Source organism: Streptomyces ficellus, from assembly GCF_009739905.1.
In the GTDB taxonomy this organism is placed as follows: domain Bacteria; phylum Actinomycetota; class Actinomycetes; order Streptomycetales; family Streptomycetaceae; genus Streptomyces; species Streptomyces ficellus_A.
On record NZ_CP034279.1, the window covers coordinates 4,827,549 to 4,852,557 of the forward strand.

Here is a 25,009-nt window from a genome sequence, read left to right on the forward strand (position 1 = left end):
CGTGCCGTCGTGCCGTCGTGCTCAGAGCCAGCCGCGACGAACCGCTTCCGCTCCCGCCCGGAAGCGGCTCGTCGTGCCCAGCGCCGCGAGCAGTTCGCCCACCCGACGGCTGTACGTACGCCCCGATATGCCGAGCCGCGCGGCGGCCGTCTCGTCGGTGAGCCCCGCCAGCAGCGCCTCCAGCACCGGCCGCAGGTGCGCGGGCAGCGCCCCGGCGGGCGCCGGCCGGGGCGGGACCTCCTCGCCCGTCTCCCACCAGGCGTGGTGAGCCCGCACCAGGGCCTGCACCACGACCGGGTCGCGGATCAGCAGGAGCCCGTTGTAGAGCAGTTCGAGGTCGAGAGGGATCGCCGCGACCGTACGGTCCACCACGATCATCTTGAACGGGATGGACGGCGTCAGCCTGGCCCGGCCCGGCAGCCGTATCGCCCCGGCCGCGTCCGCGGCTGCGACGCTGGACAGCGCGTGCCGCGGCACGATCTGACGGACCGTGGCCACCCGCTCGCTCGCCGCCCGCACGCAGGTGCCCGCGAGCTCCAGGAACGGCGCCGGGATCGGAAGGCCCAGACAGGCGGCCGGATCGTCGAAGGTCAGCAGCTCCCGGCGGGCGGACTCGGTGAGCGCGGCGAGCGTCGCGCAGATCTGTCTCGTCCCCCGCACCGGCTGGCCCGCCGGTCTCGGTTCGGGGGGCGGCGCGGCACGCGCAGGTGTCATGTCTCTTGCCGTGTCTCGTGTCGGATCACTGATAATCGTTCGGCCGAGCACAGAGCCCGGAACGTTCGCCACGGCCGACCACCCCCGCCATCCCCTTGGACTACGCAACTCCATGTACGCATGTGACTGCGTACGGTGACAAGAGGTCCGTCGGCGGTTGGCGAGTCCAAGCCAAGCCCTGCGCCACGCCTCACCGGCCGCTCGGTGTTGCCGCATTGAGACACATCCGCAACAGGTTCGTCTGCTCCCGCGGAACCCTCCCGAACGTCACATCCACAAGTGCCGACAGCCGCGTGGCCATGGCACACGCGACACGAGACATGGGGGGATCCGCGTGGACACGAATCGATGGAGGACGGGTGCGGCGCGCCGGGCCGCGCTCGCGGCGGTGGTCGCCGGAGGGCTGCTGATCACGGGCTGCTCCGGCGGCGGAACCGACCGGGCGGCCACGAGTGACAGCGGCGAGCGCGCGCCCGGCGCACCCGCCCCCGGCGCACCCGCACCCGCCCCCGCGCCCGGCGCACGGGACGGCGAACAGCGCCCCGGCGCCGACCGCGCGAACGGGGGCGCGAACGGCGGCGCGGACGGTGCCGCCGGCGACGAGGCGCGGGAGACCGCGCCCGCCGACCACCTGTCCACGTTCGCGCTGGACGTCGACACCGCCTCGTACGGCTACGCCCGCCGCACGCTTGCCGACGGCAGGCTGCCCGCCGCGGACACCGTCCGCCCCGAGGAGTTCGTCAACAGCTTCCGCCAGGACTATCCCAAGCCCGCCGGCAACGGCTTCAGCGTGACCGTCGACGGTGCCCGCACCGGGGCGCGGGACTGGTCCCTCGTCCGCGTCGGACTCGCCACCCGCCCCGCCGACCGGCACGGCGAACGCCCGCCCGCCGCCCTCACGTTCGTCGTCGACATCTCCGGATCGATGGGCGAACCGGGCCGCCTCGACCTCGTCAAGGAATCCCTCGGCGTCCTCACCGACCAGCTGCGCGACGACGACTCGATCGCCCTGGTCACCTTCAGCGACGAGGCCGAGACCCGGCTGCCGATGACCCGGGTCGAAGGCAGCCGCGACCGCGTTCACCGGGTCGTCGACGAGTTGGAGACCACCTCCTCCACCAACGTGGAGGCGGGCGTGACCACCGGCTATGACACCGCCGTCGCCGGCCACCGCAAGGGCGCCACCAACCGGGTCGTCCTGCTGTCCGACGCGCTCGCCAACACGGGCGAGACGGAGGCCGGCGCCATCCTCGACCGCATCGAGGACGAGCGGCGCGCCTACGGCATCACCCTCTTCGGGGTCGGCGTCGGCAGCGAGTACGGGGACGCGTTCATGGAACAGCTCGCCGACAAGGGTGACGGGCACACGACCTACGTCTCCACCTCCGAGCAGGCCCGCAAGGTCTTCGTCGAGCAACTGCCCGCCCACATCGAGCTGCGCGCCCGGGACGCCAAGGCGCAGGTGGCGTTCGACCCGAAGCGGGTGGAGACGTTCCGGCTCATCGGGTACGAGAACCGGGAGGTCGCCGACGAGGACTTCCGCGACGACCGCGTCGACGGCGGCGAGGTGGGCCCCGGCCACCAGGTGACCGCCTTGTACGCCGTGAAGACCCGGCCCGGCGCCCAGGACCGCGGCGGCCGCCTGGCCACGGCCACCGTCCGGTGGCTCGACCCCGCCTCGCGCGCGCCCCAGGAGCGCTCCGGCTCGCTGGACTCGGGCGCCCTCGGGGCCCGCCTCTGGGACGAGGGCACCAAGCCGGGCCTGCGGGTCGCCGCCACGGCCGCGTACTTCGCCGACTCGCTGCGCGGTGGCGAACTCCCCGGCGCGCCCACCCGCGCCCAACTCGCCGGGCACGCGGACGGCCTGGCCCGTACGACCGAGTCCAAGGTGGTCGGGGAACTGGCCGCATCCATCCGCCGGGCGAACGGCCTCAGGGACTGACCGGGGAGCCGGCCGCCAGGACCGCCCCGGGGGAGGCGCGCCAGCCCGGGGGGCGGCCCGGCAGCCGCGTTCCCGGACGGGCCCGGTGGTCGGTCCCCGGAACCGGCCCGGTGGTCATGTCCCCGGCCTGCTCAGCCTGTCCAGGCCTGCCCCGGCCTGTCCACAGGCCCGTGGCCGCTGCGTCCCCGGCCTGTCCACAGGCCCTGACGCCGCGTCCGGGGGGCTGCCATGATGACCGCATGCCGACGCTGCTGCTCGCCCTCGCCGTCATCTCCACCGGCCTGTACGCCGGGTTCATGCTGATCTTCCTGACCGGGATCATGCCCGCCCTGGCGAGGCTGACGGACGAGCAGTTCGTGACGGCCATGCGGCGCGTCAACGAGTTCGTGCCCCGGGCGGTGTTCCTCGCCGTCTTCGCGGGCGTGGTCGTCTTCCCGGTCCTGGCCCTCGCGATACCCGTCGAGGGCGCGTCCGACGGCCGGCGGTGGCTGATCGTCGCCGGTCTGGCGTGCGCGGTGCTCAACCACCTCGTCACCATCGCCGGCAACATCCCGCTCAACAACGCGCTCGCCGCCTCGGAGGGCGAGGCGCCCGGCGCCGTACGACAGGCGTTCGAGTCCCGGTGGAACGCCTTCCACCTGCTGCGCACCCTGCTGATCACCGCGTCGTTCGCCCTGCTCGTCACGGCCTCGGTCACCTGACCGGGTGATGCGCCGTTTGCAGTACGGCGAGTGGCGTGCGGCACCGCGCCGTGTCCGGATGGTCGGGTGACCCTCGCGAGGTGAGGGTCACCCACCGACCGACGAGAAACGGACGACCACACGTGATCCGCACCCACCGCTGGGCCGCCACGGCCTTCACCTGTCTGACCCTGACCGGCATAGCCGCCGGTCCCGCCGCCGCCACGGCCCCCGCCGACGGCTCCTCCAACGCCCACGCCACCGACGCGGCGTTCCTCCGCGCCTCCCACCAGGGGAACCTGACCGAGATCGCGGCGGGGAAGGACGCCCGGAAGAACGCCACCACCGACTGTGTGAAGAAGGTCGGCGAGGTGCTCGTCCGCGACCACACCAAGCTCGACGCGGACACCCGGGCGCTCGCCGACGACCAGGGTGTCGACCTGCCCCTCGCGCCCACGAAGGAACAGCAGGACACCCTCGCGGACGTGATGTCCAAGGCGGGCACCGAGGCCTACGACCACGCGTGGCTGAAGGCCCAGGCCGCCGCCCACGAGAAGACCCTGGCCCGGATCGACAACCAGGTCGCCAACGGGAAGAACGCCCGGGTGACCGCCGCCGCCAAGGCCGCCCGCCCGGTCGTCGCCATGCACCTGGACATGGTCCGCGGTGGTGAGTGCCACGCCGGGGCGGCCCCCAAGGCCATCCACGCCGGCAACGGCGGCCCGGTCGCGACGTCCCTGGCGGCCGGCGTACCGGTCGCGGTCGCCGTACCGGCGCTCGCGGTCGGCGGCCTCCTGGTGGCGGGCGGAGCCTTCTGGGCCGCGTCCCGGATGCGCCGCAACGACAACCGCTGACCCACGGGGACGGGTGACGCCCGTGGGCGCCTGGCCGCGCAACCCGCGTGACGAGTTCCCGCCGCCGCGGGGGCGCGAGGAGTCCGGCCCGGACCGCGTGCTGGTCCGGGCCGGACTCGCCGCGGTCGCCACCGCGCTCGTGGCGTACCTCTTCCCGTTCTATCCGGCTCCCGTGCGGGCGCCGGACGCGGGCGTCCTGCCGGGGTCGTCCGCCGCGGCGCCGCCCGCCGCCGGCAGGGCCGGGGCGTACTCGCCGCCCGTGTCGCTCGGCGTCCCGGGCCACCTGCGCCCCACACCGGTCGACCCGGTCACCGCGGACCGGACCGGGGCCATGGCCGTGCCGGAGTCGCCCGCCCGCCTGGGCTGGTGGGCCCTCGGCGCACCCCCCGGCGCCGCCCGCGGCACCGTCCTGCTGGCCGGCCACCTCGACTCGGCCGCCGAGGGCGCGGGCCCCTTCGAGGCCCTCCACGACGTGCCCCTGGGTGCCCGGGCGCACCTCACCACGGCGGACGGCAGGCACCACACGTACCGGATCGTCGCCCGGCGCACGTACGCCAAGGAGGCCCTGCCCCAGGACGTCTTCACCCCGCGCGGGACGCCCCGCCTGGTCCTGGTCACCTGCACCGGCACCTTCGACCCCGCCACGCACGCGTACGCCGAGAACCTGGTGCTCTACGGGGAGCCGGCCCGGTAGGACCTGTCGGCCGGCCGCCGCCTACCGGAAGGCGGCGATGTGGCGTGCGGCCCAGTCCGCGAACGTGCGGGGCGCGCGGCCCAGGATCCGCTCGGTGTCCGGGCTGACGCGCTGCTCGGCGGCCGTGGGCTCGCCGAGGATGTCGAGGGTCGTCTCCACGACCGGCGCGGGCAGGAAGCGCAGCATCTGCTCGCGGGCCTCGTCGCGCGTCTGCTCCACGAACCGGACGGGTTCGCCGAGCGCCTCCGCGACGGCCGCGGCCCGCTCGCGGGGCGTGCTGGGCGCCGGCCCGGTCAGTTCGTAGGCGCGCGTGTGGTGGCCGTCCTCCGTCATGGCGGCCGCGGCGACCTCGGCGATGTCGTCCGGGTCGACGACCGGGAGGCCGGTGTCGGCGAACGGCGCGGCGATCAGCCGCTGGGCGCGGACCGACTCGGCCCAGGCGTACGCGTTGGAGGCGAAGCCGCCGGGACGCAGGACCGTCCACTCCAGGCCGGACTCCCGGACGGCGTCCTCGATGGCGCGTGCCGTGTGCCCGTGGGACGCCGACGCGGGACGGGTGACGACTCCTTGGGAGGAGAGCAGCACCACGCGCCCGACCCCGGCGGCCTTGGCGACGCCGAGGAGGGCCCGGGGGGCCAGCCGGTGCATGCTGGGGCCCCCGTTCTGGAGGAACAGCGTGCCGGCGCCCTCGAGGACCGGCCGCAGGCTCTCGGCGTCGACCAGGTCGGCCCGCGCGTACCGGACGCCGTCCGGCACGCCGGCCGCCGAGATGTTCCGGGACGTCGCCCTCACCGGCTCTCCGGCGGCCGCGAGGATCCGAACCAGCGATCGGCCGACGTTGCCCGTCGCCCCCGTCACCACGTACATGCCGAACTCCCCTGCAATGGTGGGTGGTTGCCGACCCCTTGGCCGACGTGGGGACGCTAACACCGCCCGTATAGTAGGTACCTAGAGGAAAGTGACTGTGGCGGAGGGAAGCGCATGACGGACACCCGTACCCGGACGACTCCCACGGCGACCGATCCCGAACTCGCCTGCCCGGTCAGCCCGGTGGTCGACATCGTGTTCAGCCGCTGGACCACGCCGATCCTGTGGACCCTGCACACGCACGGCCGTCAGCGGTTCGTCGAACTGGAACGGCGCATCGCCCGGATCACCCCCAAGGTGCTGACCCAGCGCCTGCGCCAACTCGAACGCGACGGCCTGGTGGTGCGCACCTATCACCCGGAGGTCCCGCCCCGGGTCGAGTACGAGATCAGCGCTCTGGGCCGCAGCCTCGCCCCGCTCTTCGCCCACCTCGCCGAGTGGGCCGCGGAGAACCTCACCAAGGTCGAGCGGGCCCGCGACGCCTACGACGCGGACGACACGAACGGCTCCCGCTGACGGGCGGAACGAAGGTGTGCGCCCCCGGCAGGACTCGAACCTGCGGCCAAGCGCTTAGAAGGCGCCTGCTCTATCCACTGAGCTACGGGGGCCGGTGTTGGCCGTGTGGCCTGGAGCCCCTGCTGGGTGGTCCGTGACCTTGCCGGGGACAAGGATAGGGCTCCGATCGCCTTGACCCGGTCGCTTCGCCTGCGTGGCACGATGTGGAGGTTCGGTGAAGCGAACCGATAATCGCAGGCAGGTGCGATTCCTGCAGCGCTTTTCGCGTCTCACGCCCCGGGTGTTGTGTACTCGTTATGCCTGTGTCCCACTCATCCCGTCTGTCTCATGTGTCTGATCGGCGCGCAGGGAGCGTCATACGCTTCAAAAAGGTCATGAAATTGGGCATTCTTCGCATGTGGTGACCTTGGACGTACGGCCTCAGCTCATCGACGCACTCTCCGCCCTGCGCGACCGTGTCGCCGCCGTGCGTCTCCCACTGCCCCTTCCGGGCGCGCCACGGGCCCGGCAGACGCGGGCCGAGCTGCTCGCGCAGCTCGACGACTACCTGGTGCCCCGGCTCAAGGAACCCGAGGCTCCGCTGCTCGCCGTCATCGGCGGGTCCACCGGGGCCGGGAAGTCGACGCTCGTCAACTCCCTCGTAGGGCGGCGGGTCAGCGAGGCCGGGGTGCTCAGACCCACCACCCGCACACCCGTCCTTGTCTGCCATCCGGACGACCACCACTGGTTCGCCGGGATGCGGGTGCTGCCCCAGCTCACCCGCGTATGGGCGGCCCCGGACGGGGAGGCCGAGCCGGAGGACGGCAAGCAGGAGCGCGCCCTGCGGGTCGAGACCGCCGACACCGTCCCGCGCGGACTGGCCCTGCTCGACGCCCCCGACATCGACTCCCTCGTCGTCGAGAGCCGCGAACTCGCCGCCGAGCTGATCTGCGCCGCCGACGTGTGGGTGATGGTGACGACCGCCTCGCGCTACGCCGACGCCGTGCCCTGGCACCTGCTGCGCACCGCCAAGGAGTACGACGCCACCCTCGTCACCGTCCTCGACCGGGTGCCGCACCAGGTCATCAACGAGGTCTCACGCCAGTACGAGGCGCTCCTCGCCCGCGCCGGTCTCGGCGAGGTGCCCCGGTTCACCATCCCCGAACTGCCCGAGTCCGCCGGCGGCGGCCACGGACTCCTGCCCGACACCGCCGTCGCCCCGCTGCGCGCCTGGCTCGCCCACCGCACCCAGGACCCCGCCGCCCGCCAGCAGACCGTCGGACGCACGGCCGGCGGGGTGATCGACTCGCTGAACGCCCGGCTGCCGGAGCTGGCCGGGGCCGTCGCCGCCCAGTACGCCGCCGCCGTCCGCCTCACCGGCGCCGTCCAGGGCGCCTACGAGCAGGAGGGCGAACGCGTACGGCGCGAGCTGCGGCGCGGAGCCGTACTCGCCGGGGACGCCCGCACCCGCTGGCGCGGCTACCCCCGCGACTGCACGGCCACCGAACTGCTCGACTCCCTCGCCGAGTCCCTGACCGCTCTCCTTCAGTGCGCCGTCGCCGCCGCCGACGACCACGTACGGGAATCCTGGCGGCGCGAACCGGCCGCCCGGGTGCTCGACGCGGGCGCCGGGAGGTCCTCCGGGCCCGACCGCGAGACCGGGGAGCGCATCGGCATGGCCGTACGCCGCTGGCGGCGCGTCCTGGAGGAGCTGGCCGAGGACGAGGTACGGCGCATGGACCGCGCCGCCGCCCCCGACCCCGAGACGGTGGCCGCCCTCCTCGCGGCCGCGCTGCTCGGCGGGCGCAGGGCGCGCAGCGCCGGGGAACGGCTCGCCGAACTGCTCGGCGCCCAGGGCGCGCTGCGGCTGCGCGATCGGGGCGGCGAGCTGGTGACCGCGTACATCGACCGCGTCCTGCACGAGGAGCGGGTCCGGCGGCTCGAACCGCTCCGGGCCCTCGACGTGACCCCCGAACCACAGTCCGAGCTCATCGCCGCACTGTCCCGACTGCAGAAGGAGAGGTGACGGCGGTGAGCGCCGTTGACGAACGCTGGGACGACGGACTGATCGCCCGCCGCGCCCAGGAACAGGCCGCCGCCGACGGCGACGCGCCGGCGGACGAGCCGCACGTCCCGATCGGGGAGGCGTACGCCGGAACGCTGCGCTCGCGGCTGGACGCCCTGCGCGAACTCGTCGGCCTGTCCAGGACCCGGCTGGACGGCGACACGCTCGCCGAGGCCGGACGGGTCCTGGACGAGGCCGCCGCGCGGCAGCGGCTGTCGTCCCGGCACACCGTCGTCGCCATCGCCGGACCCACCGGGAGCGGCAAGTCGACACTGATCAACGCGCTGGCGGGCGTACCCGTGTCGGAGACCGGGCTCCGCAGGCCCACCACCGCCAACCCCATCGCCTGCACCTGGTCCGAGGGCGCGGCCGGGCTGCTGGACCGGCTGGCCATCCCGGGACGGCTGCGGCGCAGGCCGCTGGCCGGCGGAGCGGGCGACGAGGCGCTGCAGGGCCTGGTCCTGGTCGACCTGCCCGACCACGACTCGGCGGTCGTCGCCCACCGCGACCAGGTCGACCGGGTGCTGGCCCTGGTCGACGCCGTCATCTGGGTCGTCGACCCGGAGAAGTACGCGGACGCGGCCCTGCACGAGCGCTACCTGCGCCCCCTGGCGGGCCATGCCGAGGTGACCTTCGTGGTCCTCAACCAGGTCGACCGGCTCCCCGGCGACGCCGCCCACCAGGTGCTGGACGACCTGCGGCGGCTGCTGGACGAGGACGGGATGGCCCTCGGCGAGCACGGCGAACCGGGCGCCACCGTCCTCGCCGTGTCCGCGCTCACCGGCGAGGGCGTGGGGGAACTGCGCGAACTCCTCGGCGCGTTCGTCCAGGGCCGCGGCGCCGCCGAACGGCGCCTGTCGGCGGACGTGGACGCGGCGGCCGCCCGGCTGCGCCCGGTGTACATGGCCGACGGCCACCCCGGTCTGGGCGAGCGTTCCCGCGAGGACTTCGGCGCGCGGCTCGCGGTCGCCGTCGGCGCCCGGGCGGCCGGCGAGGCGGCGGAACGCGAATGGCGGCGCAACGCGGGACGCGCCTGCGGGACGCCCTGGCTGCGGCTGTGGCGCTGGTACGAGCGGATGCGGACGCACGGGGGCGTGGCGGGCGCGGAGGAGGGCGCCGAGCAGAGCGCCGCCTCCGCGGAGGAGGACGAGCTGACGGCGCGCCAGCGGGTCGAGCAGGCCGTACGGGTGGTCGCCGACGAGGCCTCGCGCGGGCTGCCGGCACCCTGGGCGCAGGCGGTGCGCGAGGCGGCGGTACGCGGGGCCCGCGGCCTTCCGGAGGCGCTGGACGAGCTGGCGGTGTCGGTGGCGGCGCCCCCGGCGGGCGGCAGGCCGCCCCGGCCCGCGTGGTGGCCGGCCGCCGTACTGGCGCAGGCGGCCATGACGCTGCTCCAGTTCTACGGCGCCCTGTGGCTGGTCGGCCAGATCGTCGGCGTCCTCGAACCGGGCCTCGTCCCGCCGGTCCTGGTCATGCTCGCGGGCATCCTCGGCGGGCCCCTGGTGGAGTGGGCGTGCGCGGCGGCGGCCCGGGGCCCGGCCCGGCGGTACGGGCAGGAGACGGAGCGCCGGCTGCGCGAGGCGGCGGCGGGGTGCGGGCGGGCGAGGGTGCTCGACCCGGTGGCGGCGGAGCTGATGCGGTACCGCGAGGTGCGCGAGCGGTACGCACACGTGGCGCGCCGGCGCGGCGACGGTAGCGGCCCCGCCTCGGTGATCGTCCGGACGGTCGGGGGACGGGGAGGGGCGGTGGGGCCGGTGGGAGCTGTAGGGCCGGTAGGAGCTGTGGGGCCTGTGGGACAGGTCGCACAGGTGGGGTCTCCGGGACTTTCTGAGCCTTCTGGGTCTTCCGGGACTTCGGGGGCCCCGGGGGCCTCGGGACCGTTGGGACAACTCGGGCTCACGGGGCTGAAGGGCCTGCGGAGGTTGTGACGTCCGCGGGCGGTGTGGGGGACGTGACGGGTGTGGGCGAGGAGGCGGGTCTGGGCGGCGGCCGGATGGACGTCCCCCTTGCGGGTGGTGTCCTTGTCCACAAACCGGGCCTCATCCACAGGGCCGGGTGGGATTTCGGCGGGCGGGCCAGCATGAGGTCAGTCAGCAGGACGACCGTGAGGGGTGGGTGTCATGAACGACACGATGGTGACGGTGGTGGGCAATGTCGCGACGAGCGTGGACTACCGCGACACCGCGATGGGAGGCGTGGCGAAATTCCGGTTCGCGGCGACCGCGCGCCGCTGGGACCGCGAGAAGGCGGCCTGGGTGGACGGACACACGAGTTTCTGCACGGTGAGCGCGTGGCGGGCGCTGGCCGCCAACCTGGCCGCGTCGGTGTCGGTCGGTGACCCGCTGGTCGTCCACGGGCGGCTGAGGGTGCGGGAGGAGGACTGGGACGGTCAGCGCCGGACGTTCGTCGACCTCGAGGCGTCGGCGGCCGGACACGACCTGACGCGCGGGACCTCGGCGTTCAGGAGGGTGACGAAGGGCGAGCCCCGCGCGGCGGACCGGACGGGCGACGGGAGCGAGCCGGCCGGGGCGGGCGGCGACGGCGGCGCGACCGGGACGAACGGGACCACCGGGACCACCGGAACGACCGGGTCGGCGGGGGCGGCGGGAGGTGGTGCGGCGGACCGGCAGGCCGAGCTGGTGTCGTGACGGTGTGTCAGGGGTGGGCCACCGAGCGGCGCGGTGATGTGGAGATTCGGCGAGTACGGGCCTCGTGAACCGGCGTTCGCGATAACGATTCCGATTCGGAATGGTTGTCTGACGGTATGACAGGGGACTGTGCAAGGTCGCCTCTCTAGGATTCCCGGGTACTCACGGGGCACTTGAGTCGGCAGGCGAGGCACTCCCCCCACGCGCCACGTGCGCAAAAGTCTCGCCCGGAGGGGAATTCTGTGTTTGCTGGGTTTTCTGTACGGAGGTGGAGGAGGCGTCCCGCCCGCCTCCTCGCCGCGGTCGTGACCTCCGGTCTGGTCGCCGGGGGAGCGGTGGCCGGGGCGACCGCCGCCGTGGCCGACGAGGCATCACAGCACCAGGGCGGCGCCGCCGCCACCCTCAACGGGCTCACCACCTTCGACCAGGCGGTGCTCCACGTCGACGGTGAGAAGCAGGAGATCCCGGCGGGCCTCTTCGAGATGACCGTCGACGGCGGCGGAACGCTCAAGACCTACTGCGTCGACCTCCACAAGCCCACCCAGGAGAAGGCCCGGTACCAGGAGACGTCCTGGGACCAGACCGCGCTCGGCGGCAACAAGGACGCGGGCCGGATCCGGTGGATCCTCCAGCACTCCTACCCCCAGGTCGACGACTTGGGCGAGCTGGCGGCGGACGCCGGCACGGGACCGCTCACCGCCGGCACCGCGGCCGCCGGCACGCAGGTCGCCATCTGGCGCTACTCGGACAAGGCGCAGATCCAGGCGCTCGACCCGGCGGCCGAGAGGCTCGCCGACTGGCTGGAGAAGGAGGCCCGGAGCGTCGCGGAGCCCGAGGCGTCGCTCAGCCTGGAGCCCAGCGCCGTGTCCGGCCCCGCCGGCGGCCGGATCGGCCCCGTGACCGTGCGCACCGACGCCGCCCGGGTCTCGGTGTCCCCGCCCGCCGACGCCGCCGCCAGCGGGATCAGGATCACCGACGGCAACGGCAAGCCGGTCACCTCGGCGGCCGACGGCAGCCGGCTGTACTTCGACGTCCCCGCCAAGGCGGCCGACGGCTCCGCCGCGCTCACCGTGCAGGCCACCACCTCCGTGCCGGTCGGCCGCGCCTTCAGCGGCGTCACCAAGAGCCAGACGCAGATCCTGGCCGGCTCCAGCGAGTCGACCGTCTCCGCCACCGCCGGGGCCACCTGGGCGACGGCCGGCCCCATACCGGCCCTCTCGGCCCGGAAGAACTGCGCCAAGAGCGGCGTGGACGTCACGGTCACCAACCGGGGCGACGCCGCCTTCGGCTTCGAGCTGATGGGCCTCACCCACTCCGTCCGGGCCGGCGAGACCCGCACCGTGACCGTCCCGGTCGCGGAGGACCAGCCGTACGACGTCACGGTCACCGCCCCCGGCGGCTTCCGGAAGACGTTCACCGGCACCCTCGACTGCCGCACCACGGGCAGCACCGCCGTCCCCATGACCGGCGAGCAGGGCAACGGGCCGAGCCCCCTCTCGGCAGGCGGCACGTCCACCGGCCCCGTTGGGACGGACGACGGACCGGACCTCGCCGAGACGGGAGCCTCCGGCGCCACGCCCATGATCGCGGGCATAGCGCTGGCGATGCTGGTGATCGGCGGCGCCGCCGTCTTCCTGCTCCGCAAGAAGAAGGACCCGGGCGCCGAGGACTGACGGACCCGGGGGCTGACGGGCGCCGGGGGCTGACGGACGCGCCCGGGCGGTGGCCCGCCGCCGGGGCGCGGGCGGCGTAGCCCCTGGCGGGCGGCGCGGGACGATACGGGTTTCCGTCGCGGGGTGGCCGTCAGGCAAGATGGGGTGTATCTGCCCACTCACGGACTGCCGGACGGTTTCTCTTGGCTGAGTACATCTACACGATGCGCAAGACGCGCAAGGCGCACGGCGACAAGGTCATCCTCGATGACGTGACGCTGAGCTTCCTGCCCGGTGCGAAGATCGGTGTGGTCGGCCCGAACGGCGCCGGTAAGTCGACCGTGCTGAAGATCATGGCCGGTCTGGAGCAGCCGTCCAACGGTGACGCCTTCCTGTCGCCCGGGTACACAGTCGGCATCCTGCTCCAGGAGCCGCCGCTGGACGAGTCCAAGACGGTCCTCGAGAACGTCCAGGACGGCGTCGGCGAGATCAAGGGCAAGCTCGACCGGTTCAACGCCATCGCCGAGGAGATGGCGACGAACTACACGGACGCGCTCATGGAGGAGATGGGCAAGCTCCAGGAGGAGCTGGACCACGCCAACGCGTGGGACCTCGACGCCCAGCTCGAGCAGGCCATGGACGCCCTCGGCTGCCCGCCCGGCGACTGGCCCGTGACCAACCTCTCCGGTGGTGAGAAGCGCCGCGTCGCGCTCTGCAAGCTGCTGCTGGAGGCCCCCGACCTGCTGCTGCTCGACGAGCCCACCAACCACCTGGACGCCGAGTCCGTGCAGTGGCTGGAGCAGCACCTCGCCAAGTACGCCGGCACCGTCGTCGCCATCACCCACGACCGGTACTTCCTCGACAACGTCGCCGAGTGGATCCTCGAGCTCGACCGGGGCCGCGCCTACCCGTACGAGGGCAACTACTCGAAGTACCTGGAGACCAAGCAGACCCGTCTCAAGGTCGAGGGCCAGAAGGACGCCAAGCGCGCCAAGCGGCTCAAGGAAGAACTCGAGTGGGTCCGCTCCAACGCCAAGGGACGGCAGGCCAAGTCGAAGGCCCGTCTCGCCCGGTACGAGGAGATGGCGGCCGAGGCCGACAAGATGCGGAAGCTGGACTTCGAGGAGATCCAGATCCCGCCGGGCCCCCGCCTGGGCAATGTCGTCGTCGAGGTCGAGAACCTCAACAAGGCCTTCGGCGACAAGGTCCTCATCGACGACCTGAGCTTCTCGCTGCCCCGCAACGGCATCGTCGGCGTCATCGGCCCGAACGGCGCCGGCAAGACCACGCTGTTCAAGATGATCCAGGGCCTGGAGGAGCCGGACTCCGGCGACATCCGCGTCGGCGAGACCGTCAAGATCTCCTACGTCGACCAGAGCCGCGCCAACATCGACCCCAAGAAGACGCTGTGGGCGGTCGTCTCGGACGAGCTCGACTACATCAACGTCGGCCAGGTCGAGATGCCGTCCCGCGCCTACGTGTCGGCGTTCGGTTTCAAGGGCCCGGACCAGCAGAAGCCGGCCGGCGTCCTGTCCGGTGGTGAGCGCAACCGCCTGAACCTCGCGCTGACCCTCAAGCAGGGCGGCAACCTGCTGCTCCTCGACGAGCCGACCAACGACCTCGACGTCGAGACCCTGTCGTCGCTGGAGAACGCGCTGCTGGAGTTCCCGGGCGCGGCCGTGGTCGTCTCCCACGACCGCTGGTTCCTGGACCGGGTCGCCACGCACATCCTGGCGTACGAGGGCGACTCCAAGTGGTTCTGGTTCGAGGGCAACTTCGAGTCCTACGAGAAGAACAAGATCGAGCGCCTCGGCCCGGACGCGGCACGCCCGCACCGCGCCACGTACAAGAAGCTGACCCGGGGCTGAGGCAGCGGCAGTGGCTCGTCACATCTACAGCTGTCCCCTCCGCTGGTCGGACATGGACGCCTTCGGGCACGTCAACAACGTCGTCTTCCTCCGGTACCTGGAGGAGGCGCGGATCGACTTCATGTTCCGGCTCGCGCCGGGGGACGGTTCGCCCTCCTTCTCCGGCGGGTCCGTCGTGGCCCGGCACGAGATCGACTACGTGCGCCCGTTGGTCCACCGGCACGAGCCGGTGACCATCGAGTCGTGGGTCACGAAGATCGGCGCGGCGTCGCTGACGATCGCGTACGAGATCAAGGACCCGGACCAGGTGTACGTGCGGGCCTCGACGGTCGTCGTGCCGTTCGACCTGGAGGCCCAGCGCCCGCGCCGCATCTCGGCGGAGGAGCGGTCGTTCCTCGAGGAGTACGTCGACGACGGCATGCGCTCGCCCGCGCCGGGGGAGGCCGCCGCGGCATGACTCCGCCGCTGCACTTCGCCGACGCCAGGGAGGCCGCCGACCTCGCGGCCTTCCTGGCCCGGCTGATCCACTACGACAGGGCCGCCGCCGTCCGCCTCCAGGCGGGTGGCGGGGCCCTGGCCGTGTTCGGGCGGCCGCCGTCGTTCGAGGTGCTGGCCATCCGGACGGCGGCGCTCCTGGACGACGCGCCGCTGGACGTCACCGTGTCGGCGGGGCAACTCCTCGACGGCATCGAGGAGTCGGCGGGCAAGGCCATGGTCCCGGACCCCGTCACCGGCCCGCCGTGGGCCGGCGTCCTTCCCCCGCGCGGCGGCTGGCAGGAGGCCCCCGGCCTCCCCGACGCCGCCGGACTGCGCGGAGCGGTCGCCGCGGCGGTGGCCGAGTTCCGCGAGCGGGACACCGCCCTGCCGGCCGAGCGCCGCAACCGCGCCGAGCGCGACCGGATCGGGCGGGAGATCTGGACCCGCACGATCGGCGCCACCGGCCTTCCCCTGCGCGCCGTGCACGCCGCCCAGTCGCTGGGCTTCCTGCCCCCGCACGACGTGCCGGTGGCCCTGCTCGCCGCGGGCTCGTGGCTGCGGCTGCGCACCCCGTACGGATCGATCGCCGTCCGCAAGGCCGGTATCGGACCGGGACTGACCGTCACCCCGGTCCGGACGTAAGGGCCCGGCGGGCGGGTCGTACCACCGGGTTCGACATGGCCGCCCGGGCGCCGTTCGGCGCGGCACTCAAACGCACGGGGGGCGCCACGCGGCCGCGGCCGCGGCGCCACGCCGCGCGCTTCCCACCGCTCAGTCGCCTCTCGGGACCCAGCGGTGGGTGAATCTGGCCGCCAGCCATCCGCCGGCCACCGTCGCCGCCGCGCAGACCGTGACCGCCACCGTGAGGCCGCCGGCCAGCAGTGCCAGGGGTGAACTTCCCGATGGGGACAGGAAGCCGAGGTTCACGCCGGCGAGCAGGGCCGCGGCGAGGGCGGCCGGGGCGAGTACGCAGGCCATGGGGACGCCCATGCCCCAGTAGGCGACCCGCAGGTGGAAGCGCGTGCCCGAGGTGTAGCCGGCCAGGGGGCGCAGTTCGTCGGCGCGGTCGAGGAACGCGTGCAGCAACCCCGCCGCACCCGTGAGGGCCAGCAGCAGGAACCCGGCGGCCGCCACCAGCACCACCCAGCCGGCCTGCCGCGCGCGGGCCTGGGCGCCGACGACGCTGCCGGCGCCCGGGACGTCGACGTGGGGCAGCGGCAGCGTGGCCAGGGCGGCCCGTTCGGCACGCTCACGCCCTTCCGGGCCGCCGGTCAGCACCACGAACGGACCCTGTGCCTCCAGCAACGCCGCCCGGGAGGCGGACGCCTGGACGTGGACGCTGCCGAAGCTCATCCAGCGCAGCGCCTCCGTGCGGGGCGTGCGCTCCCGGTACACCTCCCGCACCGGCAGGGCCCGGTCGCGCGGGCAGGACCGCATGGCGCCCAGGGCGGCCAGGTCGCGGCAGTCCCCCCGCAGCACGGGGCCCGCACCTTCCGGCGTCCCGCTGCCCGGGAGGACGCGCAGGACTCGGGTCTCCGGGCCCAGCGCGGTGAGGAAGCGGGCGTACGCCTCCTGGCTCGGAGGTGCGCTGTAGACCTCCAGGAGCCCGCCGCCGAGGCGTTCGCCGAGGACGGTGGCGTTCCGGGCCCCCGCCGTCAGGTCGGTCACCAGCACCAGGGCCTGGGCGACGAGCCCCAGCATGACGACGAGCGCCGCGCCCGCCCGGGCGACGACCGCCGGATGGGCGGCCGCCCAGCGCCCGCCGATCAGCCGCGCCGGGTTCGCCGTGCCGCGGCCGGTGAGCCGTTCGGCGGCGCGGGCGGCGGCCCGCCCCAGGAGCGGCGGCAGCCCGACGAGCGTCAGCGTGGTGCCCAGGACGAACAGTCGGAGGCCCATCGCCTGGCCCACCGCCGCCCCGGCGACCACGGCCAGGGCGCCGGTCCCGCACAGGACGCCGGGCCACGCCGACGGCGGGCGCCGCGCCGCCTGCGGCCGGCCGGACCCCGCGGGGCGCACCCGCAGGTGCAGCGCGGCGAACATCAGGCACAGGGCCGCCCACACGCCCACCGACGTGAGGGGGAACTGCCACCGCAGCGGCGCCAGATCGGCGGCCGGCACCTCGTACCCGGTCAGCGGCAGCCGGACCCCGGTCAGCGTGAGCGCCGCCAGCGGTACGCCCGCGAGCACGACGCCGGCGGCCAGCGGGCGCAGGGCCTCCCCGGCCGCGACCCTCGCCCGTACGGAACGCCCCGCGCCGATCGCGAAGAGCACCGCCAGGCGCCGGTCCCGCTGCCGGGCACCGAGCCGGGAGGCGACGACGAGCAGGACGCCCACCGGCAGCCCCAGCTGGGGCACCAGCAGCCAGAGGAAGTCGCCCTCCGGCCGGTCGAACGACTGGCTCGCGAAGTACGCGGGGTCGCCCGGCCGTTCCGTCCCGAAACCGCTGATCCCCAGCGTCGTGGCGTACCCCTTGACGCTCACGCCGGCCGGCGGGCGGACGTACACGAACAGCTCTCCCGCGTCGGCGAGCCCCTCGCGCCCGATCGTGCCCGCGAGCCTGCCGTACCGGGTGGCGGCGGCCGGCATGGCGTCGAGCAGCGCCGGTGACACGAACGACTCACCGGGTTCCGGCAGGCGGGGCAGGCCCGGCGGCAGGGGCGCGGACGGGTCGGCGGGCTCGACGTACACCACCGAGAAGACCTTCTCCCCCCAGGTGTCGTCGCTCTGCGCCCACCAGGCGGCCGGCCGCGCGCCGGGCTCCGCCGCGACGGGGACCCGGGCCGCCACGCGGGCCTGGCGTCCCTCGTACACCGTGTGGACCGCCTGGACGCCCCACACCAGCAGCGCCGCCGCCATCCCGGTGAGCACCAGGCACAGGGCCTGGACGGTGAGCCGTGGGTCGCGCCGCCCGCCGCGGCCCGCCGAGGCGCGCCGCCCGACGGCGAGCAGGTGCGCGGTCGCGCCGCGGCGCGGGGCGCGGCCCGCCCACCGGCCGCCGGTCGCCCGTCGGTCACTGGTCGTGCGCCGGGTGCCGCTCACGCGCCCGCCGGGGTGCTGTCGGTGGTCTCGTGCAACCGCCGGTCACGGAGCGCCAGTTGGCGGTCGGCACAGAACGCGACCACGGGATTGTGCGTGACCACGACGAGGGTGCAGCCGTACTGGACGGGCAGCGCGAAGAGCAGCGCGCAGACGTCGTCCGTGGCGCGCTCGTCGAGCGCCCCGGTCGGCTCGTCGGCGAGGATCACCGGTGGCCGGGTCGACAACGCGCGGGCCACGGCGACCCGTTGGCGCTCGCCGCCGGACAGGACGCCGGCCGGGGAGTCCGCGACCGCGCCCACGCCCAGCTCGCGCAGCAGCCGCCCGGCCGTCCCGTACGCCTCGCGGCGGCCCCGGCCGGCGATGAGGAGGGGCAGCGCGGTGTTCTCCAGGGCGCTCAGTTCGGGCAGCAGCTCCCCGAACTGGTAGATGAAGCCCAGGGTGCCGAGCCGCCACGCCGCGGCCTTCGCGGGCCGCAGCGCGCCGGTGTCGGTGCCGCACACGCGGACGGTCCCGGCGCGGGGGCGGTACAGCCCGGCCAGGCAGGACAGCAGGGTGGACTTGCCGCTGCCGCTGGGGCCCGTGACGGCGACGGACTCGCCCGCGTGGGCGGTCATGGCCGCGTCGCGCAGCAGGGTGCGGCCACCGAGTTCGCAGGTCAGGCCGGACACCAGCACGGTGGGCGCGGCCAGGGGGGTCAGGGGTGCCTCTTCCAGCTGGAGCACGCGTCCGACACGAGGGGACGGTTCTCGCACGTCTGCAGGGTGTAGATCGAGTACGTGCCGGTGGTGGAGGACCGGCAGTAGCCGTTCTGCTCCTCCATGCGCACGACCGTGTTGGGCGTGGTCCGCTTGAAGTTGACGTACACGTTGAAGCCGTCGTACTCGCGGTCGCAGACACCGGCGTACTTGTGGTCCTGGCCGATGTAGCCGAAGTCCTCACCCTCGTAGACGTAGAAGGTGTCACCGAACGCGGTGCCGGCCCCGAGCAGCGCCGTCACCGTCGCGATCGCCACGGCGCCCAGCCGCGATGTCCTCCGTCGCACGTTGCACCTCCACAAGACGAGGGGCACCCGCCGGCTGCGGATGCCCGTTCGATGTGTTGCGGCTGTGAACTTAGGTGGTGGAGGGTGCCCAGGGGGACCGGGTACGGGAGATCTGGCCGGAACCTTTTCTGTCACTTCCCGGTTACGGAGCGTATGCGCCGCTCAGTCGGCCGTGTTCACCATGGAGGCGGCGGCGTACGTGAGGTAGTTCCACAGCGTCCGCTCGTGCTCCTCGGACAGGCCGAGTTCGTCGACGGCCGCCCGCATGTGCTTCAGCCAGGCGTCGTGCGCCGCGCGGTCCACGGTGAAGGGGGCGTGGCGCATCCGCAGGCGCGGGTGGCCGCGGTTGTCGCTGTAGGTGCGCGGGCCGCCCCAGTACTGCATCAGGAACAGCACCAGCCGCTCCTCGGCCGGACCCAGGTCCTCCTCCGGGTACATCGGCCGCAGCAGGGGGTCCTCGGCGACGCCCTGGTAGAAGCGGTGGACGAGGCGCCGGAAGGTGGGCTCGCCGCCGACCTGCTCGTAGAAGGTCTGCTCCTGAAGCGTGCCGCGCGGGATCTCATTCACGAGTCCATCGTCTCAGACGCACCGGCCGAGGACCCGGGCCCTAGGACCCCCCCGGAAACCCCTCCGCGATCTGCCGCGTGCTCGCCAGCGAGCCCGACGGGGGTCAATGTGGAGGTATGGGTACACACCGGACGTCCGGCGAGGGTCCGTCCGCCGAGGACCCGATCTCCGAGGACCCGATCTCCGAGGACCCGATCTCCGAGGATCCGTTCGCCGAGGAGGCCGCCGAGGCGCGGCGCGAGCTGGTGCGGGAGATCGCCGCGGGCGGTGACCTCCAGGACCCGGCCTGGCGGTCGGCGTTCGAGGACGTGCCCCGGCACCTGTTCGTGCCGTACTTCCACATCGGGGTGATCGGCGGGTACGAGCGGCTCTCGTGCGAGGACCCCGACCCGGCCCGGCGCAGGCGGTGGCTGGAGGGCGCCTACCTGGACCGACCGCTCGCCACGCGCGTACGCGACCGGGAACTGGTCTCCTCCGCCAGCCAGCCGTCCCTGATGGCCGCGATGCTGCACGCGCTGGAGCTGAGGGACGGCGAGAGCGTCCTGGAGATCGGTGCCGGCACCGGGTACAACGCGGCGCTCCTCGCCCACCGGCTGGGCGACGAGCGGGTGACGACCATCGACCTCGACGAGGACATCACGCGGGCGGCCCGGGCCCACCTCGCGGCGGCCGGGTTCCGCCCGGCCGTCGTCACCGGCGACGGGGCCGCCGGCTGCCCCGGCCGGGCGCCGTTCGACGCGATCGTCGCCACCTGCGCCGTGCCGTCCGTACCACCCGCGTGGCTCGCGCAGTGCCGGCCGGGAGCCCGCGTCCTGGCGCCGCTGTCCACCGGGCTCATCCGCCTGCGGGTACGGGACGAGGGCCACGCGGAGGGGCGGTTCCTCCACACGTCCGCCTTCTTCGTGCCCCTGCGCGGCGGGGCCGCCCGGGAGCCGGTGGTGCGCACGGGCGGCCTGCCGCGGCACGCCACCGAGAACGAGCTGTTCCGGTTCCTGCTGACGCTCACCGCGGGCAGCCTGGACCCGTACGAGGCGTACTCGCTCTGGCAGCGCGAGAGGCGCCCCGCACGGGAACGGTTCGGCGTGACGGTCAGCGACGGACACCAGTGGGCCTGGCTGGACGATCCCGAGGGGCCCTACCTCTGGCCCCTCGGCACCGCGGACTAGCGCGGCCCAGCGCCGCCTCGTGCGGCGTCAGCCCCGGCGGACGGTGATCGTCGTCCAGGCGCCCACGTGCACCCGGTCGCCGTCCTGGAGCGGGACGGGGACGTAGGGCTGGATCGGATCCTCGGCGCCGTTGACGGTGGTGCCGTTGGTGGAGTTCTGGTCCACCACCGCCCAGGAACCGTCCGGCTGCTGCACCAGCACCGCGTGCTGGTGCGAGACGCCCGGGTCCTCCGGCGGCACGGACAGGTCGATGTCGGGGGACTCGCCCGTGGAGTGCCGCCGGCGGCCGATGCTGATCTGGGTGCCGGTCAGCGTCAGGCGCTGCTCGGGGGAGTACGCGGGCAGGTTGAGGCCCGCCGCCTCGGGGCCGCTGCGCCGCATCATCGCCATGAAGTACTCACGGTCGGGCGCGACCACCGCGGTCCAGCCCGCGGGCGCCTGCTGTGCCTGCGGCGGCTGGTGCTGCGACTGGTGAGGCTGCGCTTGCGGCTGGTGCTGCGCCTGCGGCTGATGCGGCTGATGCGGCTGGTGCGGCTGCTGTGCCTGCGGCTGCGGCTGCTGCGTGTGCGGCTGTGGTGCCGGGGGGCCGGGCTGCGAGGGCGGGGGCAGCATCCAGTCGTCCCCGCCGCCACCGGTCGGGTGCGCGGGTGACTGGGGCTGCGGCGGGGGCGGCGGGCCCGGCTGCTGGAACGCCTGCGGCGGCCGCGGCGGACCGGGCGGCTGCTGGAACGCCTGGGGAACCGGCGGCGGACCCTGCGGCGCGCCCTGGGGCGGCCCCTGGTGGGACGGCGGCTCGGGAGGCAGCGGTTCGGCGGGGCGGTTCATCTGCGAGGGGCGGGAGCCCTGGTAGTCGAACGGGTCCGGCGGCCGCGGCGCCTGCGGCTGGGGGGCCTGTGGTGGCTGCGGGGCCTGCGACGGCGACTGCGACTGGAAGCCGGGCGGCAGGTTCAGCCCGGGCGGCGGACCACCGGGACCACCGGGGCCCCCGGGACGGCCCTGGTTGCCCGGCATGGGCGGCGGGGCGACGGGGGTGTACGACGTGGCCGTGTTGGTCAGGAAGTTCCACCGGCACTCTTCGCAGAACGGGGCCATGGCCTCGCGCGGAGTGCGGCACTGCGGACACAGCTCCGCCTGCGCGGTGGCGTTCGGGTCACCGTTCGCGAAACCACCGGGGCCGCCGGGACCACCGGGGCCGGCCGGGCCGGGGTAGCCGTACGCGGGCGGCGGCGGCGGGGGAGGCGGCGGCGGAACGGCACCCGCAGGCGCGCCCGCCCCGGTCATGCGGTGTCCGCAGACCTCGCACCAGTCGTCGGAACCCGACTGGTGTCCGTTCGGGCAGGTCGGCATGTCGGCGCTTCCCCCTCTCCTCGTCCGGCCCGCAGGCCGAGCAGATCGTGACCTATTTCTTGACGCGAACGGTCTTCGTGGAGCGCGTTTCGAGGGTCATCTCGTCCGCTTCCGCGACCTTCGCCTTCAGTCGCACAGTACCTGTCGCCGCGTCGACCACGTCCACCACCTTCGAAAGGAGTTTCGCAGTGTCCGCGTTGCCGGAGGCGGCCGCGAGCTGCACCGCCCGGCCGAGCTTCGCCGTCGCGCCGTCGAAATCACCCGACTTGCGGGCGTCCAGCCCCTGCTGGATGACCTGCGCCAGTTCGGCCTGACCCGTGTAGTGCGCGACCTGGGGGTTGATCGACGTGGACGCCGCCATGTCGTCCGTCCACACCGCACGTACCAGCCCGTGCGACAGGGCCTGCGGGGTGCCGCCGGCGGGGTCGGGCAGGACGAGCGAGACCCGGGCGGCGAGCATCTCCTGGCCGATTCCCGCCTCCGGCACCCGGACGCAGACGTGGTAGTCACGGGACTCGTCGCCCCACGAGCCGGTCGGGTAGTCACCGGCCCGGGGCCCCGCCTCCGTACGCCGGTCCGACAGGTCCTCCACCGTCGGGGCCACCTGCTTGACGAAGACGATCTCCACCCCGACCGGGGTCCACAGGCGGAGGCTCACGTCGGCGACCTCCTTGCCCATGGCGTCCTCCATCATCCGCGTGAAGTCCGCGGCGAGGCCCGCCGGGTCGGCGACGATGTCCGCCGTGCCGAGCAGGGCCGAGGCGATGCCGGTGACCTCCTTGACCTCCCAGTCGGTCCCCACCCCGCGCGCGTCGCAGGTGAAGCGGCCCGCGCAGGCGTCCAGCGCGGCCCGCAGGTCCTCCGGCGACTCGTGCTCGTTGCGCCCGTCGGTCAGCAGGATGCCGTGCCGGATCGGTACGTCGGCGGACGCCAGCAGCCGGTCGGCGAGCGTCAGCCACGTACCGATCGCCGTGCCGCCGCCCGCGCTCAGCCTGCGCAGCGCGTCCCTCGCCTCGGCGCGGGTGCGGGCGTCGGCGGTGGCCAGCCGTCCCCCGCCGGGATAGACCTCGTGCGCGACATGGGTGCCGGCGACCACCGCGAAGGCGACGCCGTCGCGCAGGGTGTCGATCGCGGCCGCGGTGGCGTCCCGCGCGTTGCGCATCTTCGTCGGCGGGTACTCCATGGACCCGGAGCAGTCGACCATGATCACGACGGCGGCGGACGGCCCCCGCCCCGGTATGTACGCCGGTGAGACCGACGCCCCGGTCAACGGCACCCCGCCGCTGGTGCCGCCACCCGTCGAGGTGACCGTGACGATCGCGTTGACCTCGCGCCCGCCCTCCGGGAGGTACTCGTTCTGGTACACGTCCACCGAGAACTGCGGCACGTTCGACTTGGAGAAGTTCGCCATCTGATCGGCTCCTCAGGACGTGGACTGACGCCCGCGCAACGGGCGGAAGGCGGTGGGGGGCTGGTCGTCGGGCGAAACGGTCAGGCCGATCCTGCCCCTCCGGGCGCCACCGCGAACGGCACGAGGGCCACCGTTACGTTGTCGTGCCCGCCACCGTCGAGCGCGTGCCCGACCAGGACCCGGGCGCTGTGCAGGGGCCGGGCCGCCGCGTCCGGCGGGACCACCCGCGCCATGTCCCGCGCCCCCTCCGCGTAGTTCCACAGGCCGTCCGTGCACACCACGACGACACCGGGCCGGTCGGGCTTGAACGCCGCGGTGTGCGGGTCGAGTTCGTACGCGTCGGCCCCCAGCCAGCCCGTGATGGCGTGGGCCCGCTCGTCCGCGTACGCCTCGGCCTCGTTCATCAGTCCGGCGGCGACCATCTGCGCGGCCCACGAGTCGTCCTCGGTGAGCCGGGCGGGCGGGCCGCCGCGGTCGTCCGGCACCCAGTAGGCGCGGCTGTCGCCGACCCAGCCGACCACCAGCAGGCCGTTCGCGACGACCGCGCCGACGAGCGTGCAGGCCGGGGCGTTCTGGTGGCGGTGCGGGTCGTGCTCCATGGCGCCGTCCTGACCGCCGCCGGTGTTCGCCAGGGCGTTGACCGCGTCGGCGGCGGCGACGATCGCGTCGTGCATCGCCGCCTGCGGGTGGGTGCCGCGCGGAAGGGACGCCAGGAGCGACTCGTTGGCCGCGGCCGCGGCGGCGGCCGACGCCTCGTCGGGGCGGGTCGCCGACGACACCCCGTCGCAGACGATCGCGACGACCGCCGGCGAACCGTCCGGCAGGGCCGTCGACGACACGGCGAAAGCGTCCTCGTTGCGGTGGTGGCGCAGCCCGCGGTCGCTGACGGCGGCGACCGCGCCGAGCTCCTCCTCCATGTGGTCGCGCTCGCGCGGCTGGGCGTGCCCGCAGTTCTCGCAGTACCCGTCCGGATCCACGTGCCCGGCCCGGCAGGCCACGCACAGCCGGGTCCCGGCGGCCGGCGCCGCCGTGTGCTCGGCCGCCCGGGGATCGGGCGCGCCCCCGGCCGGTGCCGGGTCGGCCCCCGGGACACCGTCGCCCGGGGCACCGCCGCCCGGGGCCGGACCGGGAGCACCGGCCTGAGCCCGCACCGGAGCCGGGGCGGTACCGGGGGCGGGTGCCGGGGCGGGCGGCGGCGCTGGGGCCTCGGCCGGTGCGGGCGCCGGGGCCGGGAGCTCGAAGTCGCCGTCGCCCGTGGCGCGGGCGTCGAAGCGCACGGCGGCGGCGCCCGGGGCGGGCTGCTCGGCCGGCGCGGTGGGCCACGTGGCGCCGCCGACGGGCGAGCCCATGACCATGGTCGGCCGGTCCTCCGGCGGCGGGGGTACGGCCGACAGGTCGTACCCGCACGCACCGCAGAACAGGTCACCCGAATCCAGCGGCTCCTCGCAGCTGGGGCAGGCTGACAACTGGTGCCTCTGCGACAT

General features: G+C 74.3%; 22 protein-coding genes and 1 tRNA gene. 13 read left to right on the plus strand and 10 right to left on the minus strand.

Annotated features, from left to right (window positions below; genetic code table 11):
• Window positions 1-21 precede the first annotated feature (21 nt).
• Window positions 22-714: a helix-turn-helix transcriptional regulator gene (locus tag EIZ62_RS21605; protein ID WP_244375885.1), complete on the minus strand. Its 693-nt coding sequence runs from the start codon at window positions 712-714 to the stop codon at window positions 22-24.
• 334 nt (window positions 715-1,048) lie between these two features.
• Between EIZ62_RS21605 and EIZ62_RS21610 the strand changes: the two genes are divergently transcribed.
• From EIZ62_RS21610 to EIZ62_RS21625, 4 genes are all read left to right on the plus strand, one after another.
• The gene (locus EIZ62_RS21610; protein WP_244375887.1) at window positions 1,049-2,656 is read left to right on the plus strand and encodes a vWA domain-containing protein; all 1,608 of its coding nucleotides are present in this window, start codon (window positions 1,049-1,051) and stop codon (window positions 2,654-2,656) included.
• Between the two features lie 239 nt (window positions 2,657-2,895).
• Window positions 2,896-3,357 (plus strand): anthrone oxygenase family protein, encoded by a 462-nt coding sequence (locus EIZ62_RS21615; protein ID WP_156694301.1) that lies wholly within the window; start codon window positions 2,896-2,898, stop codon window positions 3,355-3,357.
• 122 nt (window positions 3,358-3,479) lie between these two features.
• Window positions 3,480-4,190 carry a DUF4142 domain-containing protein gene (locus EIZ62_RS21620; protein ID WP_244375889.1) on the plus strand — a complete coding sequence of 237 codons (711 nt, stop codon included), beginning with the start codon at window positions 3,480-3,482 and terminating at the stop codon, window positions 4,188-4,190.
• A 22-nt stretch (window positions 4,191-4,212) separates the two neighbouring features.
• The gene (locus EIZ62_RS21625; protein ID WP_156694303.1) at window positions 4,213-4,884 is read left to right on the plus strand and encodes a class F sortase; all 672 of its coding nucleotides are present in this window, start codon (window positions 4,213-4,215) and stop codon (window positions 4,882-4,884) included.
• 21 nt (window positions 4,885-4,905) lie between these two features.
• Here the strand turns inward: EIZ62_RS21625 and EIZ62_RS21630 are convergent, their stop codons facing one another.
• Window positions 4,906-5,751, minus strand: a complete 846-nt coding sequence (locus EIZ62_RS21630; RefSeq protein ID WP_156694305.1) for an NAD(P)H-binding protein — start codon at window positions 5,749-5,751, stop codon at window positions 4,906-4,908.
• A gap of 114 nt (window positions 5,752-5,865) precedes the next feature.
• Between EIZ62_RS21630 and EIZ62_RS21635 the strand changes: the two genes are divergently transcribed.
• Window positions 5,866-6,267, plus strand: coding sequence for a winged helix-turn-helix transcriptional regulator (locus tag EIZ62_RS21635; RefSeq protein WP_156694306.1), 402 nt, complete (start codon window positions 5,866-5,868; stop codon window positions 6,265-6,267).
• Window positions 6,268-6,286: 19 nt separating this feature from the next.
• Here EIZ62_RS21635 and EIZ62_RS21640 read toward each other — a convergent pair.
• Window positions 6,287-6,359, minus strand: a tRNA-Arg gene (locus tag EIZ62_RS21640).
• A gap of 314 nt (window positions 6,360-6,673) precedes the next feature.
• Here EIZ62_RS21640 and EIZ62_RS21645 point away from each other — a divergent pair.
• The 7 genes from EIZ62_RS21645 to EIZ62_RS21675 all read left to right on the plus strand — a co-directional run bounded on the left by EIZ62_RS21645 (window position 6,674) and on the right by EIZ62_RS21675 (window position 15,595).
• Complete coding sequence (locus EIZ62_RS21645; protein ID WP_156696534.1) at window positions 6,674-8,272, plus strand: dynamin family protein; 1,599 nt, start codon at window positions 6,674-6,676, stop codon at window positions 8,270-8,272.
• Entirely contained in the window at window positions 8,269-10,236 is a 1,968-nt protein-coding gene (locus EIZ62_RS21650) for a GTPase (RefSeq protein ID WP_156694308.1), read from the plus strand. The genes EIZ62_RS21645 and EIZ62_RS21650 overlap by 4 nt, the downstream gene beginning before the upstream one ends.
• A 192-nt stretch (window positions 10,237-10,428) precedes the next feature.
• Window positions 10,429-10,956 (plus strand): single-stranded DNA-binding protein, encoded by a 528-nt coding sequence (locus tag EIZ62_RS21655; RefSeq protein ID WP_156694310.1) that lies wholly within the window; start codon window positions 10,429-10,431, stop codon window positions 10,954-10,956.
• Between the two features lie 242 nt (window positions 10,957-11,198).
• On the plus strand, window positions 11,199-12,629 hold the full coding sequence (locus tag EIZ62_RS21660; protein ID WP_167536407.1) for a Cys-Gln thioester bond-forming surface protein: 1,431 nt from the start codon (window positions 11,199-11,201) through the stop codon (window positions 12,627-12,629).
• A 182-nt stretch (window positions 12,630-12,811) separates the two neighbouring features.
• Window positions 12,812-14,476 (plus strand): energy-dependent translational throttle protein EttA, encoded by a 1,665-nt coding sequence (gene ettA / locus EIZ62_RS21665; protein ID WP_156694313.1) that lies wholly within the window; start codon window positions 12,812-12,814, stop codon window positions 14,474-14,476.
• 10 nt (window positions 14,477-14,486) lie between these two features.
• A complete protein-coding gene (locus EIZ62_RS21670) occupies window positions 14,487-14,933 on the plus strand; it encodes an acyl-CoA thioesterase (protein ID WP_156694314.1) in 447 nt (148 codons plus the stop codon).
• Window positions 14,930-15,595, plus strand: coding sequence for a DUF8010 domain-containing protein (locus EIZ62_RS21675; RefSeq protein ID WP_156694315.1), 666 nt, complete (start codon window positions 14,930-14,932; stop codon window positions 15,593-15,595). The genes EIZ62_RS21670 and EIZ62_RS21675 overlap by 4 nt, the downstream gene beginning before the upstream one ends.
• A 129-nt stretch (window positions 15,596-15,724) precedes the next feature.
• On the opposite strand, the gene EIZ62_RS21680 is transcribed toward EIZ62_RS21675, so the two are convergent.
• The 4 genes from EIZ62_RS21680 to EIZ62_RS21695 form a co-directional block, all read right to left on the minus strand.
• Window positions 15,725-17,992: a hypothetical protein gene (locus EIZ62_RS21680; protein ID WP_156694316.1), complete on the minus strand. Its 2,268-nt coding sequence runs from the start codon at window positions 17,990-17,992 to the stop codon at window positions 15,725-15,727.
• A complete protein-coding gene (locus EIZ62_RS21685) occupies window positions 17,989-18,714 on the minus strand; it encodes an ABC transporter ATP-binding protein (RefSeq protein WP_244375895.1) in 726 nt (241 codons plus the stop codon). The genes EIZ62_RS21680 and EIZ62_RS21685 overlap by 4 nt, the downstream gene beginning before the upstream one ends.
• Window positions 18,687-19,034 carry a hypothetical protein gene (locus tag EIZ62_RS21690; protein WP_156694317.1) on the minus strand — a complete coding sequence of 116 codons (348 nt, stop codon included), beginning with the start codon at window positions 19,032-19,034 and terminating at the stop codon, window positions 18,687-18,689. Before EIZ62_RS21690 ends, EIZ62_RS21685 begins: the two co-directional genes overlap by 28 nt.
• Window positions 19,035-19,196: 162 nt before the next feature.
• Complete coding sequence (locus tag EIZ62_RS21695; RefSeq protein ID WP_156694318.1) at window positions 19,197-19,601, minus strand: globin; 405 nt, start codon at window positions 19,599-19,601, stop codon at window positions 19,197-19,199.
• 116 nt (window positions 19,602-19,717) lie between these two features.
• Between EIZ62_RS21695 and EIZ62_RS21700 the strand changes: the two genes are divergently transcribed.
• Complete coding sequence (locus EIZ62_RS21700) at window positions 19,718-20,767, plus strand: methyltransferase domain-containing protein (RefSeq protein ID WP_156694319.1); 1,050 nt, start codon at window positions 19,718-19,720, stop codon at window positions 20,765-20,767.
• Between the two features lie 27 nt (window positions 20,768-20,794).
• Here the strand turns inward: EIZ62_RS21700 and EIZ62_RS21705 are convergent, their stop codons facing one another.
• From EIZ62_RS21705 to EIZ62_RS21715, 3 genes are all read right to left on the minus strand, one after another.
• Window positions 20,795-22,114 (minus strand): FHA domain-containing protein, encoded by a 1,320-nt coding sequence (locus tag EIZ62_RS21705; RefSeq protein WP_156694321.1) that lies wholly within the window; start codon window positions 22,112-22,114, stop codon window positions 20,795-20,797.
• 52 nt (window positions 22,115-22,166) lie between these two features.
• Window positions 22,167-23,525, minus strand: coding sequence for a vWA domain-containing protein (locus EIZ62_RS21710; RefSeq protein ID WP_156694323.1), 1,359 nt, complete (start codon window positions 23,523-23,525; stop codon window positions 22,167-22,169).
• A gap of 80 nt (window positions 23,526-23,605) precedes the next feature.
• Window positions 23,606-25,009 carry a PP2C family protein-serine/threonine phosphatase gene (locus EIZ62_RS21715; protein ID WP_156696537.1) on the minus strand — a complete coding sequence of 468 codons (1,404 nt, stop codon included), beginning with the start codon at window positions 25,007-25,009 and terminating at the stop codon, window positions 23,606-23,608.